The sequence below is a fragment of the Methanobrevibacter millerae genome (assembly GCF_001477655.1).
Lineage (GTDB): Archaea > Methanobacteriota > Methanobacteria > Methanobacteriales > Methanobacteriaceae > Methanocatella > Methanocatella millerae_A.
This window is the reverse complement of the sequence record NZ_CP011266.1, coordinates 677,288-696,595: the sequence shown is the minus strand read 5'-3', so window position 1 is coordinate 696,595 and position 19,308 is coordinate 677,288. Positions and strand designations below refer to the sequence as shown.

At 33.2% G+C, this 19,308-nt stretch carries 22 protein-coding genes; 1 reads left to right on the top strand and 21 read right to left on the bottom strand.

All coding sequences use genetic code 11. The features are described from left to right. Positions 1–50: 50 nt before the first annotated feature. The 10 genes from SM9_RS02875 to SM9_RS02830 all read right to left on the bottom strand — a co-directional run bounded on the left by SM9_RS02875 (position 51) and on the right by SM9_RS02830 (position 9,405). Positions 51–725: a V-type ATP synthase subunit D gene (locus tag SM9_RS02875; RefSeq protein ID WP_058738706.1), complete on the bottom strand. Its 675-nt coding sequence runs from the start codon at positions 723–725 to the stop codon at positions 51–53. A 27-nt stretch (positions 726–752) separates the two neighbouring features. Continuing rightward, the gene (locus SM9_RS02870; RefSeq protein WP_058738705.1) at positions 753–2,141 is read right to left on the bottom strand and encodes a V-type ATP synthase subunit B; all 1,389 of its coding nucleotides are present in this window, start codon (positions 2,139–2,141) and stop codon (positions 753–755) included. Positions 2,142–2,143: 2 nt separating this feature from the next. Then, on the bottom strand, positions 2,144–3,886 hold the full coding sequence (locus SM9_RS02865; RefSeq protein WP_058738704.1) for an ATP synthase subunit A: 1,743 nt from the start codon (positions 3,884–3,886) through the stop codon (positions 2,144–2,146). After that, positions 3,883–4,200 carry a V-type ATP synthase subunit F gene (locus SM9_RS02860; RefSeq protein WP_058738703.1) on the bottom strand — a complete coding sequence of 106 codons (318 nt, stop codon included), beginning with the start codon at positions 4,198–4,200 and terminating at the stop codon, positions 3,883–3,885. Before SM9_RS02860 ends, SM9_RS02865 begins: the two co-directional genes overlap by 4 nt. Next, positions 4,197–5,351, bottom strand: coding sequence for a V-type ATP synthase subunit C (locus tag SM9_RS02855; RefSeq protein WP_058738702.1), 1,155 nt, complete (start codon positions 5,349–5,351; stop codon positions 4,197–4,199). The genes SM9_RS02860 and SM9_RS02855 overlap by 4 nt, the downstream gene beginning before the upstream one ends. A 17-nt stretch (positions 5,352–5,368) precedes the next feature. Then, on the bottom strand, positions 5,369–5,980 hold the full coding sequence (locus SM9_RS02850) for a V-type ATP synthase subunit E (protein WP_058738701.1): 612 nt from the start codon (positions 5,978–5,980) through the stop codon (positions 5,369–5,371). Positions 5,981–5,993: 13 nt separating this feature from the next. Beyond that, the gene (locus tag SM9_RS02845) at positions 5,994–6,479 is read right to left on the bottom strand and encodes an ATP synthase subunit K (protein ID WP_058738700.1); all 486 of its coding nucleotides are present in this window, start codon (positions 6,477–6,479) and stop codon (positions 5,994–5,996) included. Between the two features lie 71 nt (positions 6,480–6,550). Next, positions 6,551–8,554 carry a V-type ATP synthase subunit I gene (locus SM9_RS02840; RefSeq protein ID WP_058738699.1) on the bottom strand — a complete coding sequence of 668 codons (2,004 nt, stop codon included), beginning with the start codon at positions 8,552–8,554 and terminating at the stop codon, positions 6,551–6,553. 11 nt (positions 8,555–8,565) lie between these two features. Continuing rightward, positions 8,566–8,880, bottom strand: coding sequence for an HrpE/YscL family type III secretion apparatus protein (locus tag SM9_RS02835; RefSeq protein WP_058738698.1), 315 nt, complete (start codon positions 8,878–8,880; stop codon positions 8,566–8,568). Between the two features lie 174 nt (positions 8,881–9,054). Next, complete coding sequence (locus SM9_RS02830) at positions 9,055–9,405, bottom strand: hypothetical protein (protein ID WP_058738697.1); 351 nt, start codon at positions 9,403–9,405, stop codon at positions 9,055–9,057. Positions 9,406–9,445: 40 nt separating this feature from the next. Here SM9_RS02830 and SM9_RS02825 point away from each other — a divergent pair, with 40 nt between their 5' ends. Then, positions 9,446–9,781 carry a hypothetical protein gene (locus tag SM9_RS02825; protein ID WP_058738696.1) on the top strand — a complete coding sequence of 112 codons (336 nt, stop codon included), beginning with the start codon at positions 9,446–9,448 and terminating at the stop codon, positions 9,779–9,781. Here SM9_RS02825 and SM9_RS02820 read toward each other — a convergent pair whose 3' ends face one another. The 11 genes from SM9_RS02820 to SM9_RS02770 all read right to left on the bottom strand — a co-directional run bounded on the left by SM9_RS02820 (position 9,782) and on the right by SM9_RS02770 (position 19,245). Beyond that, entirely contained in the window at positions 9,782–10,120 is a 339-nt protein-coding gene (locus tag SM9_RS02820; protein WP_058738695.1) for a hypothetical protein, read from the bottom strand. Positions 10,121–10,126: 6 nt separating this feature from the next. Beyond that, entirely contained in the window at positions 10,127–10,633 is a 507-nt protein-coding gene (locus SM9_RS02815) for a nitroreductase family protein (RefSeq protein WP_058738694.1), read from the bottom strand. 1 nt (position 10,634) lies between these two features. Beyond that, entirely contained in the window at positions 10,635–11,432 is a 798-nt protein-coding gene (locus SM9_RS02810; protein WP_058738693.1) for a citryl-CoA lyase, read from the bottom strand. 77 nt (positions 11,433–11,509) lie between these two features. After that, positions 11,510–12,766 carry an RNA-guided endonuclease InsQ/TnpB family protein gene (locus SM9_RS02805; RefSeq protein WP_058738692.1) on the bottom strand — a complete coding sequence of 419 codons (1,257 nt, stop codon included), beginning with the start codon at positions 12,764–12,766 and terminating at the stop codon, positions 11,510–11,512. 349 nt (positions 12,767–13,115) lie between these two features. Further along, the gene (locus tag SM9_RS02800) at positions 13,116–13,961 is read right to left on the bottom strand and encodes a fumarate hydratase (protein ID WP_058738691.1); all 846 of its coding nucleotides are present in this window, start codon (positions 13,959–13,961) and stop codon (positions 13,116–13,118) included. Between the two features lie 4 nt (positions 13,962–13,965). Continuing rightward, positions 13,966–14,865 (bottom strand): hypothetical protein, encoded by a 900-nt coding sequence (locus SM9_RS02795; RefSeq protein ID WP_058738690.1) that lies wholly within the window; start codon positions 14,863–14,865, stop codon positions 13,966–13,968. Continuing rightward, positions 14,855–16,267, bottom strand: coding sequence for an MmgE/PrpD family protein (locus tag SM9_RS02790; RefSeq protein ID WP_058738689.1), 1,413 nt, complete (start codon positions 16,265–16,267; stop codon positions 14,855–14,857). The genes SM9_RS02795 and SM9_RS02790 overlap by 11 nt, the downstream gene beginning before the upstream one ends. 67 nt (positions 16,268–16,334) lie before the next feature. Next, positions 16,335–16,826 carry a hypothetical protein gene (locus SM9_RS11910; RefSeq protein WP_058738688.1) on the bottom strand — a complete coding sequence of 164 codons (492 nt, stop codon included), beginning with the start codon at positions 16,824–16,826 and terminating at the stop codon, positions 16,335–16,337. Continuing rightward, on the bottom strand, positions 16,826–17,725 hold the full coding sequence (locus SM9_RS11905) for a DUF3100 domain-containing protein (protein WP_058738687.1): 900 nt from the start codon (positions 17,723–17,725) through the stop codon (positions 16,826–16,828). The genes SM9_RS11910 and SM9_RS11905 overlap by 1 nt, the downstream gene beginning before the upstream one ends. 135 nt (positions 17,726–17,860) lie before the next feature. After that, positions 17,861–18,352: a hypothetical protein gene (locus tag SM9_RS02775; protein WP_058738686.1), complete on the bottom strand. Its 492-nt coding sequence runs from the start codon at positions 18,350–18,352 to the stop codon at positions 17,861–17,863. Next, on the bottom strand, positions 18,352–19,245 hold the full coding sequence (locus tag SM9_RS02770; protein WP_058738685.1) for a DUF3100 domain-containing protein: 894 nt from the start codon (positions 19,243–19,245) through the stop codon (positions 18,352–18,354). The genes SM9_RS02775 and SM9_RS02770 overlap by 1 nt, the downstream gene beginning before the upstream one ends. Positions 19,246–19,308 lie beyond the last annotated feature (63 nt).

The window sequence follows — 19,308 nt, the reverse complement described above, 5'->3', positions numbered from 1 at the left end:
AAATAAGTTTTTTAAAAAAAATAGAAAATGATTAGAATAAGATAAAAATCTTATTCTGCAGCCTCTTTTGCAGCTTGAGCTTTTTCATTTTTCTCAATAGTAGACCTAATCATTTTCAAACGAACAAAGTTTTCCCTTTCCATTTCTTGGAGTCTCATATCAATATACTTTTCAGTATTTTGGAATCTTGGAATCATAATATGTTCTAAAGCATTTACTCTACGTTTAGTGGATTCAATTTCCTCAGCCAATAAGAAAATTGTTTTTTCTACTTCACCAAGTTCAATTAAATACTTGAGAGATTCCTCGAATTTTTTAGCAGCTTCATCTAATTGGATAGTGGTGTCTGAAAAACCGTAACCCCTATCAACAATGGATCTTTCTTCCATTTGAATATTGGTTACAGGTACATTAACACCCATTACACTTCTTGAAGTAATATCAACATCAATAGATTCTTTAACTGATAATGATGCTTTTCTTACAGCCAAATCACCCATTGCAATTTGAGCTTCAATTAATGCTTCATTAGCTTCTTTTAAACTTTTCTCTGCATTTTCACGAATACCTTTAACACGATCCAAGATATCAAAAAACTCTTTGATTAAAGCATCTCTTTTTTCTTTGAGTAAACCATGCCCTTTAACAGCTAGTTTAGTCCTGTTTTTAAGAGATAATAACTCCATCCTTGTTGGATTAATTCCATCAATAATATCTTGTGCCATTCAATCACCTGTTTTAAGCAAATGAATTTATTCTTTTGGAAGGTATTGTTCGATAAATTCTTCTTTAACCCTTTTGAGTTCAGTTTTAGGTAAGATTTTAAGTAAATCCCAACCGAGATCCAAAGTTTCAAAGATAGTTCTGTCTTCGTCTTTACTTTGAGTGATGAATCTATCTTCAAATGCTTGAGCAAATTCCAAGAATTTTTGATCCCTTTCGGTAAGAGCTTCTTCCCCTACTACTGCTACTAAGTCTCTTAATTCACGACCTTCTGCATAAGCAGAATAAAGTTGGTCAGATACTCCACTGTGGTCATCACGAGTTTTTTCTCCACCAATACCACCACTCATCAAACGAGAGAGTGAAGGAAGTACGTCTACAGGAGGGTAAATACCTTTCCTGGAGATTTCTCTGCTTAATACAATTTGTCCTTCAGTAATATAACCTGTTAAGTCCGGAATAGGGTGAGTAATATCGTCTTGAGGCATAACTAAGATAGGCATTTGAGTAATTGAACCTTCTTTACCATCAATACGTCCTGCTCTTTCATAAATACCTGCAAGGTCAGTATACATGTATCCAGGGTAACCTCTTCTTCCAGGTACTTCTTCTCTTGCTGCGGAAATTTCCCTTAAAGCTTCACAGTAGTTAGTCATATCTGTTAAGATAACTAATACTTGCATACCTAAGGTGAATGCATAATATTCTGCAGTAGTTAAAGCCATTTTTGGAGTTAAGATTCTTTCAATAGCTGGGTCGTCAGCTAAGTTCATGAATACTGTTAATTTTTCTAAAGCTCCAGTACGTTCAAAGTCTCTCATGAAGAAGTTTGCTTCTTCGTTTGTAATACCCATTGCTGCGAAAATTACTGCAAATTCATCGTCAGCACCTAATACTTTAGCTTGCCTTGCAATCTGTACAGCCAAATCGTTGTGAGGTAAACCTGATCCTGAGAAAATAGGAAGTTTTTGTCCTCTTACTAAAGTGTTCATTCCATCAATGGTAGAGATACCAGTTTGAATGAATTCTTCTGGGAATTCACGAGAAGCCGGGTTCATTGGAGCACCGTTAATATCCAATTCTTCGTCAGGAATGATTTCTGGTCCACCGTCAATAGGTTTACCGATACCGTTAAAGATACGACCCATCATATCTCTTGAAACACCAATTTTTGCAGTTTCACCAGTGAATCTGGTTTTTGTGTTTTTGGTGTTTAAATCGTTAGTTCCTTCGAATACTTGGATAACAGCAACATCTTTAGTTACTTCAAGAACTTGACCGCTTCTTTTTTCACCAGTAGGTGTTTCAATATCTACAATTTCATTGTAACCAACGCCTTCCACTCCTTCAACAATCATCAAAGGACCTGAGACTTCAGATACAGTAGTATATTCTCTAGTTTTAATATTTGTATTCATTTTTAAGCCTCACTGCATTGTTTAGTAATTGCTGATTGAATTTCTTCAATTTTAGCATCAAATTCCTCTTGTGGGACATATTTCATTTTACCGATTTCTTCTTTTACAGGTAATGCTACAATATTTGCAATAGGAGCACCTCTGTTAACTGCTGCAAGAGATTCATCGTAGAACTGAAGAATGGTTTTTAACATTTTGTATTGTTTTTCTGGAGCACAGTATGTATCTACATCATCAAATGCATTTTGTTGCAAGAAGTCTTCTCTTAACATACGGGTAGTTTCTAAAGTAGCCTGATCGGTCTCTGGTAAAGCATCAGGACCTACTAATTGAACAATTTCTTGAAGTTCTGATTCTTTTTGTAAAAGACCCATAGCTTTATCACGAGTAGCTCTCCAATCTGCTGCTACATTTTCAGCCCACCATCCTTCAATACTGTCTACATATAATGAGTAACTTTGTAACCAGTCAATTGAAGGGAAGTGACGTTTATCTGCAAGAGATGCATCTAAAGCCCAAAATACTTTACAGATACGTAAAGTGTTTTGTGTAACTGGTTCAGACAAGTCCCCACCAGGAGGTGATACTGCACCAACTACAGAAATAGACGCAACATTAGGTTCACTACCAATAGTTTCTACTCTTCCTGCTCTTTCGTAGAATTGTGCTAATCTAGATGCTAAATATGCTGGGTAACCTTCTTCCCCAGGCATTTCTTCTAATCTTCCTGAAATCTCCCTCATAGCTTCAGCCCATCTTGAGGTTGAATCTGCCATAAGTGCTACATCGTAACCTTGGTCACGATAGTATTCAGCAATAGTAATACCAGTATATACACATGCTTCACGAGCTGCTACTGGCATGTTTGAAGTGTTTGCAATAAGAACAGTTCTGTCCATTAATGGGTTTCCTGTTTTAGGGTCGTCAAGGAATGGGAACTCAGTAAGTACTTCAGTCATTTCGTTTCCACGTTCTCCACATCCAATGTAAACAACAATATCTGCGTCTGCCCATTTAGCTAATTGTTGTTGAGTAACAGTTTTACCTGATCCGAAAGGACCTGGAATAGCTGCTGCTCCTCCTTTAGCTACAGAGAAGAAAGTGTCTTGTGCTCTTTGACCAGTTACCAATGGTATATCTGGGTCTAATTTTCTTACATATGGACGGCTTCTTTTTACCGGCCATTTTTGGAGCATTTGAACTGCTTCCCCATCAATTTCTGCAATGTCTTCAAGTACAGTATATTCTCCTTCAGAAGCAATGCTAGTAACTTCACCTTCCATTGTTGGAGGAACTAAGATTTTGTGTAATACAGCAGTAGTTTCTTGTACTTCACCAAGAACGTCTCCACCAACTACTTTATCCCCAACTTTAGCAACAGGTTTGAATTCCCATTTTTTCTCTTTGTTTACAGAGTCTACATCAATACCTCTTGCAATAAAGTCACCAGATTCTTCTCTAATAATTCTTAAAGGCCTTTGAATACCATCAAAAATAGAACTCATAACTCCAGGACCGAGTTCTACAGACAAAGGACCTCCTGTACATTCTACAACTTCACCAGGTTGAATACCTGCTGTTTCTTCATATACTTGGATAGTTGCGGTGTCACCTTCTAATTCGATGATTTCTCCAATAAGCTTTTGTTCACCTACCCTAACCATCTCAAGCATCTGGGCTCCTCTCATACCATCTGCGACAATAACAGGCCCAGCAATTTTAATAATTTTTCCTTCAATAATCATTTAACCATCTCTACCCCGATAACTCTTTTAATAAGATCGTTCATTTGATCAGATGACCCTTCGGAGGACCCATCTTTATCAGGTATTTCAATTATCATTGGTAATACACTAGAACCAATTTTCCTATTAATATGTTCTCTAATTTCATTAGCTAATACTTGAGTTATTATAATGATTGAAATTTCATCATCTAAAAATTTATCAAAAGCAGTAATAGCTTCTTCAGCAGTATTAACAACTTCTGCTTCTTTAACTCCACCAAGTCTAAATCCAGATACAGTATCTATATCTCCTATAATAGCGACTGAACTCATATTAACATCTCCATTATTTTAGAATTAGGGAAATCAGCTTCTCTTTTTGCCCTTGCAATAATTTTTAAATTCTTAATTTCAGCTTCTTTTTGACTTAAATAACCAATAATTGGACCAACACCTAATGGTTTTTTGGAAGCTAATGATTTTGCATGTTCTGCGACATACACATCTAATGCCCTTTCAAACACAGCAACAGATCCAGTCTCGTTGTACTGTGGAACAACATCAGTTAAAGCCTCTGAATATTTAGTACCTTCTAAACCAGATACTACATTAGTAACATCAGGAGAATCCATTAAATCTTTAAGTTTCCATTCACGTAATTGATAACCATCAGCTAAAATATATTCTGAAATATCATCATAAGTTAAACCATCTTCTTTAGCTCTTAAAATTAATTTAAGATTATCAACATCTACTTGAGTTCCTACATATGAATATACTATTTGTCTATTTTCATCAGCCGGAACATCTGAAGAGTGTAATAATTTGCCTAAGTAATATTTATCTAAAGCAGATTCTAATGGAAGAGTCATTTTTTTCTCTTCATATTGTGGAAGAGCATCTTCTAAAGCAGTAGCATATTCAGTACCATCTAAACTAGTGATAATATCAGTGACACTATCAGTGTCAACTAAAGAACTTAAATCATCATATAATGACCCGCAAGGAATTAATAATTCTTTGGTTTCTTCAGCATTAAGACCAACTTCTTTTGCAGTTATAAGACTTTTAATATTGTTAATATCTGTTTTTTTAGACATTACAACAAATGGATCTTTAACTTCCTTAGGAGCTAATCTTGCAATAAAATCATAAGTATTAGCACGTTGAACATCTAATGCTTTGTCTAAAGGATAGTCATCTAAAACATCAGCATATTCAGGAACGCCTTTAAGATAATTTTCTACTTCTTCAACATTGTTGGATTCAACAATTTCAGACATTTGTTTTTCATCGAAGAGTCTTCCTTTTCTTGCTCTAACTCTTGAACTAGGATTGAGATAAGGATAAATATCCAATATTGGTCTAGATGTGATAATTACAACTACAGCACCTATTATAATAACAGCAAGAATAACGAATACAATAAATACTTCTTGTGTTAATCCAAGAGCTGTTATTAATGATGCAAGTTCATCTGCCATAATTTCTCCCTCCTAATTTATTTAAATAAAACATTTGCAACTTCACTACGTAAAACACTTCTAAATCTTTCTAATCTAGATTCAATAGTGTTGTTTACTTCAATGTCCCCACTTTTAGTTTTAACAATAGCTCCACCGATAGCATCGATAGGTTCACCTAATTGGAATTTGATATCGTCAATTTGGAAAGTAGAAGATGAATCAAGTTGACTTTTAAATTTATTTGTATCAGCTTCATTTAATTGAATGATTAAATCATTGCTACCAAGTTCATCGACAGCTTCTTTAATCATTTTACTCAATGAATCATCATATTCATCACTACCAGAAGAAGCAATACTTTTTAATTCTTCACTAGCTTTATCAAAAGCTGCTTCGATAACTTCTTCTTTAGCGCCTAATTCTGCTCTACGAGCATTCATCTTAGCTTCAGAGATAATTTGCTGATATCTCATATCAGATTGTTTTTTTCCATTATCTAAAATTTTATTTTTCTCTGATTCTGCAGTTTTCTCAGCATTTGCATTTATTGTTGCAATTTCTGCATTTGCCTCTTGCATGATTGTATCAGCTTTCTCTTGGGCTTCAGACATAATGCTTGAAACAATTTTATCTGTGCCTGAGCTCATAAAAAATGCCTCCTTAACCTAAGATTCCACCGAATACCATGAGTAAAATAGCAATCAAGAAACCGTAAATAGCCTGAGTCTCTGGTAATGCAGAGAAAATAATACCACGTGCGAACATATCATTATCTTCTACGATTGCACCAACAGATGAGGATGCAGCAATACCTTGTCCCATACCGGAACCTAATCCAGCGAAACCAATGGATGCACCTACACCAATAGCTACAAGACCAGCTTCCATACTTAAACCTTTTCCTCCACCTAATAATCCGGAGAATACGAGTAATAAGATTGCAATCAAGAAACCGTAAATAGCCTGAGTCTCTGGTAATGCAGAGAAAATAATACCTCTAGCAAACATATCGTTATCTTCTGCAACTGCACCTACAGATCCAGCAGCTGCCATACCTTGCCCTAAACCGGAACCTAATCCAGCAAAACCAATTGCTACTCCAGCACCAATAGCTGCTAAAGCAGTACCTAAAGCAATTTCTACCATATTTAATTCACCTTTATAATAATATTTTTTTAATTTTGTTTATTTTATATATAAATGAAAAATTTTTAATTTTATTTTTTAGTAAATGTTCTACTTGCTTTAAAAGCTTCAAATTTGCCTTTTCCTCCCATGTAGAATTGAGAGAAGAATTCAACATAATTTAAACGTAAAGCGTTAATAAATGCACCCAATACTTGGAAAGCGAAGTTTGCAATATGACCGCCTATAAATATGACAATTGCAAGAATTATTCCAATAAAAGGAATCATATCATTTACCATATTGGTTAAAATGTTAACTGTCATAGCAATACCACCGGTAGCCAAACATAATGCTAATAAACGAGCGTAGGATAATACATCACCCATGAATCCGAAAATATCCATTACTCCATATGCACCATTAGCATAAACTAACATTCCAATACATGCAATTACTAAAATTCCTCCAATAATAAAACCAATCATACCGATTGCAGGGTTTAAATAACCTAAAGCGAGGAAAATAACACCAGCTTCTAAAACAAACCAACATAATTGAGATCCAATAGCCTCTTTTTTATTGCCATATCTAAAGTTATTAATAGCTCCTAAAATGAAAGCTATATTAGTATAGATTACACCAATAGCGATAGCAATTATTAAAATTTTATCTGGGTGGCCAAATGCATTTACAGGTTCATATACTGTAGGTAAAGCTTTTCCTAAATGCAATATCCTATCATAGAAATCACCAAGAAGACCATTTGTTAAAAGACCCAGGATAACTGCCCACAGACCGGACCAAATTAAAATCCAACCAAATGAATGCATGGATTCTTTAATTTTACCTAATCCTTTTAATAATACAACACCTATTAAAGCTACACATAATCCATAAAATGCATCAGTTAAACAGAACCCAAAGAAAATAGGGAACATAATAGCAACAAATATAGTTGGATCGATTTCATTGTAACGTACTGGAGAGTACATATCAACAAGGTATTCGAAAGGTTTTGCATACCATCCGTTTTGTTGTAAAATAGGTACATCTTCATCATCTGTTCCTTCAATTTCAATTAATTCAAAGGCACAGTGACCGTCTGAGGTTGTTTCTACCAATTGTTCAACTTTTTCAGTATCCTTTACAGGTACCCATGCTTCAAGCATATAAGCATCTTTAGTTTGAACAAATGCAGAAAGAATCTCATTCTTTTCTTTTTCATTTTCTATTTGCTCTTTGAGTGCTAATATTTCATCATCCCATTGCTCAGCGACAACTCTTAATTCTGATTTAACAGTTGCACGTTCTGATTCAATGGCATTTAATCTTGCATCAGCATTTGAAATAATCTGTTGAGGAGTACCTTCAACATTACCTATTTCAATTTTCTCAAAGTCGAATTTACGAAGTGTCGCATAGACATCATCATTAAATTCTTTTAAAGTCACCACAACGATGTTGACATAATCTTTATCATCGCTCGGGACTGTAAACATATCTAATTCATCAGTCAAGTTACTTAATTTAGTTTTGATTTCTGAAGCAGATTCAACATTAATCCTTCCAACAGTTGTAGAAGTGTACTTAGAATCTTTTAAAAGAGCTAAATCCATGTCAAAATTAGATAAGTGTCTAGCTAAACTTTTATTAGACTTTAATTCACTTGTTTCGGAGTCGAGAGCGGATAGTTTTCCCTCAATAACATGTGTCTTACTCTCTACCTTAGATAAAGTTTCTTCAGCTTTAGCTATGAAAGCTTCAGTGTCTAAATCTTCAACATTTTTTTGAACTGGCAAATCTGGACTAATGAAAGACATTAAAGTATCTTTAATCCCATGGCCTTCTGATAAAGAATTTCCCAAAAGTTCAGATATACCGTTTGTTTTCATTAAAAGTGAAGATAATTTACCTGTGTAAGGAGTAGCTTTTGCAGGAGTAACTAATTCCGCTAATTCAGGATCTTGCTGAATACTATCAGAAATATCACTGATTTGTACTAACCCCTGTTCGTGGAGAGCATCCACTGTAGGAGCTACATACTTATCCAGTGTAACTATTCTAATTTTTCGCATTCTAGCTGTCTTGAACATATAATCTCACACTACAAAATATTTTTGACAATAATAGAAGCAGCTTCATCCACATTTGCCATAGCCTTATCTTTTAATGCGCTTACGTCATTATCAGAGTTAGCAGCAATTGTTTTAGCTTCTTCTTTAGCTTTATCTTCTGCATCAAAAACAGTATTTTTAACTTCCTCTTCTGCTGATTTTTTAGCTTCGGAAATGATTTCTTCAGCTTTAACTTTGGATTCATTGATTAAATCTTTTGATTGTGATTCGGAATCAATGATAAGTTGTTCAGCATCAGATTCAGCTTTTTTTATCATTGCGATTGCGTCTGATATCTCTGCCATAATTAATCACCATGGTATATTTAATTTTTATTTTGCTTAATATATATCTTTTACTATATTTTCATGAAAAATAAAACAATTCATGACTTAAAATAAAAAATGATAACAAAAAAATTATATTTTTATGAATTAATATGTTAAAAAAAAGAATTTATAAAAATAAAGAAAAAAAGATTACCTATAAAAGAATTTAAGGATTCCTTTAGGTAATTTCATTAAATAAGCCAAAATAGCTATTACAATAATAAAAAGACCAATTATAGCAAAGCCAATATTATATGGAGATGCAAGTACCATATATCCAACAACACCAATAACAATACCTTCAAAGAAAAAGACTGCTTTTGTCCATTCTGGCTTGAATGTAATAATAATATATGCAATACCTAAAAGTATAAGAATAATTGATGTAGCAACAGTATCGTTAGTTAATACATCTCCCCTAATAATTGGAAGGATTCCAACAATTATTAACACTATGGCTAAAACTATACCCAGCATTTTAAAAGTTTTAATACGAGACATACATCAATATTTAACTATCTTAATATAAATACTATTAATTATGAATAGATGTGTTTGGATAATTTTAAATAGAAATTTTGAAATGATGTTAGATGGAGAAGTTTATAAAAACAAGTTGCAGGATAAAAAATTCTCACCAGGCGGAGATATATGGACAGAAGAGCTTCCATTATTAAGAATATCTGATGAGAACATACAAAGAGAATATGATGAGTTTAGAGAAGACATCTTAACGTTATTTTTAGAGCCTCAAGTCAATGAAGTATTCATTAATGCCAAAATAGGTGAAGAATCTGAATATGACAATCCAAACATATCAACACCATTAATAATAAGAAAAATAGAAGAATATGATGTTGATGAAATAATAGACTAATTAAAATTGTTTATTTGCCTTTTCAAGAACTTCATCCATTGTATTATATTCCAATGGTTCGCCATCACTACTTTTTAGTTCAGTTGTTATTAAAACATGTGGGGAAGCCCATAAATAACTGTAAGTAAAGTAAATTACATTTAATAACAATACTAAATAAATAAATAACAAACCTATTATTAAAAATAAGATATGGACATAATAATTACCATACCTTTTCTTTTTCATTAAGATAAAATGGTCTTCTTCCTGTATCTTTTTAAATTTATTTTCAGATAACTCTTCTGAAATTCTATTCATTTCATCTGAATTATCTGCTTTTAATATAAATAAATCCATATTAATCTATAAATAAACGGCAAATTCATCAATTTCTTTTCTTGGAGTGTCCCTAGGTTCGGCATCACCATAACCTAAAGGTGTGAATAATACAGGTTCCTCAGAATCTTCCAATTGCAAAAGTTCTCTTGCCTTATCAGGTTTGAATGCTGCAATATAACATGTTCCAAGACCCACATTTGTAGCTGCTAAAATAATATGATCCATTACAATAGTAGCATCGATGTCTGAAATGTTTTTATTATCCCATTTTCTAACCCAAGACTTGTCGGTTTGTGCCACAACACACAATACATATGGTGCTTGTGTAAACCATTTAGCTGAATAAATTTCAGATAATGCCTCTTTATTCTTTTTAGTATCAATTACATAAACCTTAAAAGGCTGGTAATTTACACCTGTTGGAGCAAGAGTAGCGGCATTTAAAACATAATCCAATTTTTCCTGTTCAACATCTTTATCCAAATATCCTCTTACACTATATCTTTTATTGATTACATCATCAAAATCCATCTTAATGACCTCCATATATTATATCATCTAAATCGCAAAAACGTCTAAATTCATCTTCATCCATTTTTTCTTCATGAATATGAGCAATGATTCCGGGAATACGGCCAATTATGAAAATACCCAAACCTAAATCTGGAGTGAAACCTAAATCAGATAAAATAGCCGCATTAGCTCCATCCACATTTAATTTAATTCCTTTATTTTGACTTAATAAATCTTCAATAGCTACAGCCAGTTTAATATGTGGGCCGACAAAACCCTCTTTAATTGCTATTTGAATTAATTTTTCGGCTCTTGGATCGGTAGTATGATAACGGTGCCCAAAACCGGGAATTTTTTCATCTCCGGAAATATGATTATTATAAATGTCAATAGCCAAACTTGCAATTTGCTTATTATCCAAATCTGCATCTTCTGTTAATATTAGTGAATTGACACTGGATTGATATAATTCCATTGATTTTTCTATGGCACCCGCATGCTTATGGCCAAAAGAAAGCAAAGCACCTGCAACTGCTGAATTTAGCGGTGAACCTGAGGAAGCTATGATTCTTGCAGTTTGAGTGCTTGGAGGAGTTACGCCATGATCACAGAAAGAAACTAAAACATGATTAAACATTTTGCTCTCCTTAATTGAAGGTAATCTTCCTCGTAAAATTAGAAAAATCATATCTCCATACCTAATCTTTTCGATTAAGTCTTGCTGATTATACCCCCGTGTAGTTAACTTATTAGGTTCAACATTAGAAATAGCAGTTTTTAAAGAGTGCTCATTAACATGAAAATTATTTTTTTGCATGATTAAAATATAATTTAATTTATTTATAAATGTTATAGTAAAATTGAACCTCTCCGGCTTGTAGAAGCCAGAGATTCTTAGGCCATGCCTATTTTTTCGTCAAAGCATTTCCATTCATAATAATATATGGATTTTCCTTGACTATTAGGCATGAAATCTACTAAGCATAGCACCATTGAACCAGTGGCGCGTAGACCTTCGTCTAAAATGTTTTTTGCAGCATTTACATCTCTTTGATGTACTGCATGACAATGGGGACATTCCCATTCTCTTTCTTCACGACCTAAGTCGTGATTGATTTCTCCACAAACATGGCATTTTTTGCTCGATGGAAACCAACGATCGATTTGTACGAATTCACGACCATATAATTCTGCTTTGTATTTTATCATTTCTATGAGTTTTCCCCATCCGATTTCATGTATGCTTCGGCTTAAGTTACCTTTAATCATTCCTCGAATGTTGAGTGTTTCCATGGCTATGAATTGGCAGTGTTTGACTATATTATAGGATATTTTATGGTAATAGTCGTTTACTACGTTGTTTTTCTTTCTTATCCATTTGTGGAGTTTTTTTAGTGTTTTTTTCCAGTTGGATCCGCCTTCTTTTTTGCCGTCGAGTTTTTGTTGGTAATACTGTATTCTTCCGTTTATTTTCTTCAGGTCAGGTTTGGCTATCACTTTTCCGTTGGAAAATGTTAAAAAGTCAGTTATTCCAACATCTATTCCGACATATAATCCTCCATAGGAAAATTCACCATGTCTATTTTCATCTAATTCGTATACTATACATACGTACCAGCGTCCGTTTTCATATTTTAATGTAGCCTCTTTAATTTTACCTTTGATGTGTCTTCTATGCTTAACGGTTATTTTTCCCAGTTTAGTCACTCGTAATTCATTTTCAGACAACCACCTAATAGCCCCTACATTACCTTCTTTGGTATCATAAAAATTGTTTCGAAGAGTAATAGAAGTTACAGGATTTTTTTTACGTTTTTTAAATCTTGGAGCGCCGGTTCTGTGGTCATAATATCCTTCATAGGCTTTTATTAGTCTATCAGTGGATGCTTGAAGGCAGGTAGAATCAGCATCTTCTAGAAAAGGATAATGTTTTTTTAATGTTTTAACTATTTTTTGTGTGTATGTGCGGTTTACTTTAAATTTGTTGCCTATTGCGAATTCTTTAACTAGATTTTCACGGTAAATACTATATTCCAATGTTTTATTGTATACAAAAGCACTGGCATTAATATTAAACCATAATTCCTTTTCCATCTTTTCATCAGGAACAAATTCAACCTTATCCGTTAAAATAAAAGTTTTATCGCACATTTTTTTTCAACATCTTTTTTTTCACATTTTATTAAAACCTAAAAAAAACATCATCCTAGTGACTAAAAAAATATAATACACTAAAAGGATTGTTTTTTTAGAATATTATTATGAAACCGTGATTAAAAAAGAAAGGAAAAAAATTAACTTATTGAAGTTTTTCCCCACATCTTTCTATATTACATATTATAAACCTACATATTATATGGCATTTATCCGAGAGCATTTGAAAAGTAATCTCATCACTCCATCCACATAAAAAAAATATAGACACTATCCACTAAAATGTGCAATTCATCCCTGGCTTAAAGAAGCCAGAGAATTCTTGCACAATAAAGTTAAAGAAAAATTATAATATTAAAGTTGCTTTTCTTGGCTCAACAAAACAAGACGGTCTGACAGAAACAATACGAACTCCGCTGGCTCTTTGATTTCCGATTTTTAAAAATGCTCCTAAAACAGTAGTATCTCCACCAAAACCTAAAGGACCAATTTGCGTTTCATTTAGTTTTTGAGTTATATATCTTTCTTCATTTGACATGTTATCAAGATTTCCATATACCATTGCCTTTAACATCAACGAAGATGCTTCATAATGTGTTCTTCCAATACCTATTGCGGGAATTGAAGGAGTGCAGCCTAAAAGCTTCAATGAATCATTTAGCCAACCAATAGCTTCATTGATTACAATTTCAAAAGAACGCTTATGATATACCCTATAAGTTTTTGCCCTTATTTCAGGACCCCCACCCTGCAGCAGAAAATGAATATTCAATGTATCGGGATTATCAGCATTATCTATTAAAAAAGAAGCGGGTTTCATTAAACCAGGATCATCAAATAAACCTTTTGATTGTTCAATTTTCTCAATAGGATTACCTTTTACAGCCATTGGCCTTGCAGGAAGTTTATTCAAACCTTGATAAATTCCTTCATTAATTTGAGATATCAAATCAGACGTGATTTCTCGATTAGATCCCAACTCTATAACAACATGAGGAATTCCTGTATCATCACATAATGGAAACTTGGTTTTTTGAGCGACTTTATAATTTTCTAAAATTTGTTCTAATGCCCATAAAGCATTTTCATTAGTTTCATTTTCAATAGCAAGCTTTAAAGCATTTTCTTTATCAACAGACAAATTAGTGCTGGCTTTAATTATCGAATCCGATACTTTATCAATAATGTCCATATAATCACTCAGGAATTGACAAATCATTAGAATTTTTTGGTGAGATGGTGGAATCAGGTGCATATTGTCTTATCATCCTTTCAACCAATTTGACTTGTTTTATTCTGGCAATAGCTTCTTTTTCTGTAGTATCCCAATTGTGATTAGCTGCAACAGAACCTCCAGTCTTTAAATAAACAGGAGATGCTACTTTAATGAATTTAGGAACTTCATAATGCCTTATAAAACCACCTGTTGATTTTGGATTTTCAGTATGCAAGTCAATTGGAATATCAATGGCATTTCTTATGGAAGCCAGCATTGGAATTTGTAAATCACGAACAGGATTAAATGAATTAAGTCCAATTAATTCCAAAAGCTTTGCTGAAGCGGGGTTTCCATGACCTGCATGGGCAGACATCTTAAAATGTAGGTTATTTGAAAGTTCGCCATCAATCCTCATTTGGTTTAAAACATATAATAAACCTTCATCATACAGTAAAATTCCACGAACACCTAAATTTACAGCTCTTTTCACATCTTCAATTGCATAAACTAAATTATCATAGCCTCTTAAGCGATAACCAATTCTGCTGCCCTCTTTAGTATGAACGGTTGCAGATGTGTCATAAGTTGCTCTTGGACCGACAGATAAAAACAATTCACATCCATAATTTTTAGCCAAATTTACCATTTCAATAATTTCTTCATCTGTCAAAAGCATTATTCCTTTCGTCTGAGTTACCCTGTGAATGACCAATTCCTGATTTTTTGCTTCATTTAAAAGTGCTTTCATTGTTTTTGGTGACTGAATACCCGGAACCTCAAATCTAAATTGGCCACCATCGCCAAAGCGTTTTTCAGACTCATAATTAGAATCAACATCATTAATGCCAATTTGACTTAAAAAATCATTAGTTTTCATTTAAAACCCCAACAACATCAGTCATCGAATAATTATCCAATTCATCAATTATAACTAAATTATTTATATTATAATCAGGATTTAAACTTTTGAATTTATCAATCAATTCACTTAAATCATAAGGGTTTTCAAAGTCTCCCTTCGGAATAAAAGTAATATTTTGAAATACCCCATTTCTAAAACTTTCATCCAATTTTATAATAACATTAGAAGGTCTTTTATTTGGATACAAATCATTCAATTTTTCATCTTTAAGAATAATCATCTTATTTACAAGATTTTTTATACTGTTTACTTTATCCACAGTAGAATAATTGTCAAATAACCCATATTCAACTAGCATGTCTAATGTTTCAATAGTTACCTCACCCATAACAAGTGTAATGGCAACCGCATAAGGAAGGCTCTGCTTTAATTCTTCAATGTTTTTAGGTTTGAAATTATTATGGTCTGCCGCAACATCATATGTTTTAACAGCCACATTTTCAATATGATTATATTCCTCCCCCAAACTAGTCCTTAACTTTAATGCAGTGTCTATTGATGAATGCAAATGCCTGCAAAACGGATATTTTTTAAAATAGATATCCCTAACTTTTACAGTACCCACATCTTCTAAAATTGAATCAAAAGAATAATCATCACTATCAAACTCATCATGAAAAACCATAGTTTTTAAAAACCCTTCAGAACCTTCAATTATTGTTTCGGCACCAGTAAATCCATTTCTTGCAAGAAATGCAGACAGCATCCCATTATAATTTGCCTTACCAATATGGAGAACTTTGCCCATACTTCCGGCATGATCCGATTCCAAAAGACCTGCTGCCTGGGTTCCACATAGCCCCAATGCATTTAAAATTTGTGTCTCATCAAGTTTAAGTAGTTTGGATGCAACGGCACCGGAAACAAAAGTTCCAATAGTTCCAGTTGTATGAAAACCATTATCCCTGTGTTTAGGATTAACCAATTTTCCAAACAAAATTCCAACTTCATAACCAACAATAACCGCTTCAAAAAATTCTTTTCCACCTAATCCATAAGCTTCAGCCAATGCTAATGCAGTTGGAAAAATTACTGCACCCAAATGGGCTTGTGCTTGTCTGTGACCATCATCCAATTCCAAAACATGTGCTGAAATACCATTTAAAAAAGCAGCATTTAATACATTTGTTTTTACATTTGGTTTTCCGATAATAGATGCATGCAAACCAACATCATCGTTTTTTTGAAATATTTCATTAATTGTATTAAAAGCAATTACTGGAGAATTTTCATTAGCTCCCCTATACGTTACGCCAAAAAAGTCTAAAAAAGCTGCCTTTACTGTATTGATTGATTCTACAGTAGCCTGTTCATAACGATAATTTGAAATAAATTTTGAAATATCTTGCAAAAACATAATAATCTCAACAATAAGTATGTATAAAATAGAATAAATACTTATCTTTAAAAAACAAAAAAGGAATTTAAATTGCAGGCACGCCTGTTGCAACAAGCACAATATGTGCTACAATTGCTGCCCCATAATAAGTGGATGCAATAACCAAAATCGTAACAACAACTGCTCTCCAGCCCAATGCCTTAAATTCATCCCAACTTTTACCCATACCAATACCAACATAAGCCAAAAATACAGTAACAATAGATAAAAGTTCAACTTTGGAAACATAATAAAGAACAAAATCAGATGTCGGCATTCCAGGCAATGCAATCACTATACCGATTACACTTATATAAAGAATAGATGAAATATTGAATGGTAAATATCTCTCTAACCACACACCAATAAGAGTAATAAGAGACAATATACCCATACCAACCAATGAATCAGTCATAGGATGTTTATATCCAATAAAATTCCCAATAACTGTGATAACTGAAAATATAATCAATAACACAATCCAATTGAAAATACCATGAACAGAAACATTTTCAGATCCATCAATCAAATCAGGCATTATTCATCATCCCCATTTTTCTTTTCAACAACAGATTTTTTTCCGATTTTAGGTTCTAACCAATAATATAATTTTTCTGTCAAAGGCATTGCTACAAAAATAACTATATAGATACCAACACAGAAAGACAGTAAATTACTAAAACCGGCAAATGCTTCAATACTAGTTTCCAATCCAGGAAATGCTGCAAGAGTAGGTCCAATAGCAGCCGCATTCATACTGGCACTACCAACACCACTAGCCATAGCAAATGCATAAGGATGCAATGGCAAGAAAGATAATGAAAAAGTAACAAGGAAACTAATGAAAATTGTTCCAATCACAGTACCAATAATGAATATTGCAAATACACCTCTTGATTGTGGTGAATTAAAACCATATTTATCTACAACAACAGCAACATTTGGTTCACGACCTATAGAATTTGTCATACCAATAGATTCTTCCTTAAATCCTAAAAGCAAAGCAATTGGAAGAACTAAAATTGTAGCCAAATGTCCTAATTCCTGCAATATCAATGCAGGACCCATCTCAAAAATCAGATGAATTGACTGACCACTGGACACAGCCAATTTTGCAATTAAAATACCAATAAAAAGCATCATTGCCCCTTCAGCAATGCGAGCCTGCCTTCTTTTAATCCAAGTAATACGTTTATCCAGATAAAAAATCAAACCCAAGACAATAGTATAAATCAAGGGCATTATTGTTATGGTAACATTTTTAGAAATAGGAATATAAATAGTTCCGATTAATTCAGCAATAACAACTAAAAAAAACACGGTCAAATGTAGTTTATAATCTCTCCAAGGATTCTTCTTTAAAATCCTTCTATCAGTTTTTTCACGATAGATATGCTCAACATGACCATCATCAGCTCTTTTAGGAATACAAATCATCCCCAAAAATTCCACAATTATTCATTGAATTTATTTTTCTTAAAAATATTATATAAATTATTAAGTTTTAATTTTTAAAAGTTCATAAAATGAGAATAAAAAAGAATAATAAAATTCACAAAAAAAGAATAAAAATTAGATTGCAGGCACACCTGTTGCAACAAGCACGACATGCGCCACGATTGCTGCACCATAATAAGTAGCTGCAATAACTAAAACAGTCACAACTACAGCTCTCCAACCTAATGCCTTAAATTCATCCCAACTTTTACCCATACCAATACCGACATAAGCCAAAAATACAGTTACGATAGATAAAAGTTCAACTTTGGAAACATAATAAAGAACAAAATCAGATGTCGGCATTCCAGGCAATGCAATCACTATACCGATTACACTTATATAAAGAATAGATGAAATGTTAAATGGCAAATATCTCTCTAACCACACACCAATAAGAGTAATAAGAGACAATATACCCATACCAACCAATGAATCAGTCATAGGATGTTTATATCCAATAAAATTCCCAATAACTGTGATAACTGAAAATATAACCAATAATAAAATCCAATTGAAAATACCATGAACAGAAACATTTTCAGATCCATCAATCAAATCAGGCATTATTCATCACCCCCATCTTCTTCAACGATAGCTTTCCTTCCAATTTTAGGCTCTAACCAAGAATATAATTTTTCAGTTAAAGGAACAGCAATAAAAATTACTATATAAATACCAATAGAAAATGAAAGGAGATTACTGAATCCCGCAAATGCTTCAATACTGGTTTCCAATGCAGGAAATGCTGCAAGAGTAGGACCCAATGAAGCAGCATTCATACTAGCACTACCAACACCACTAGCCATAGCAAAAGCAAACGGATGCAATGGAATAAGTGAAACAGAAATACTAGCCAAAAAGCTAATGAATACCGTACCAATAATAGTTCCAACAATAAAAAGTGCAAATATTCCTCTAGACTCGGCTGAGTTAAATCCATATTTATCAACAATGACTGCAACCTCCGGTTCACGACCGATAGAACTAGTCATACCGATACATTCTCTTTTAAATCCTAAAATCAAAGCAACAGGGAGTGCAATAAGAATTGTAGCCAAGTGTCCGAATTCCTGCAATAACAATGCGGGACCCATTTCAAAAATCAGATGAATAGATTGACCACTAGCCACTGCCAGTTTAGCAATCAATATACCTATAAAAAGCATCATTGCTCCTTCAGCAATACGGGCCTGTCTTCTTTGAATCCAAGTAATAGGCTTGGCTAAATAAAAAATCAAACCCAAAACCATTGTATAAAGCAAAGGCATTATTGAAACTTCAACACCATTTGCAATAGGAATCTGTTTAGGACCAATAATTTGAGCAATAATAACCAAAATAAGAACAGTACCATGTAATCTATAATCTCTCCAAGGATTCTTCTTTAAAATTCGCCTATCTGTCTTTTCACGATAAATGTGTTCAACATTTTGTTTATTCTCCTTTGAAATAAACATCCCCCCATAACATCATTCCCATAAATTATAATACTAATTTACTACTATTTAAATGAGTATTAT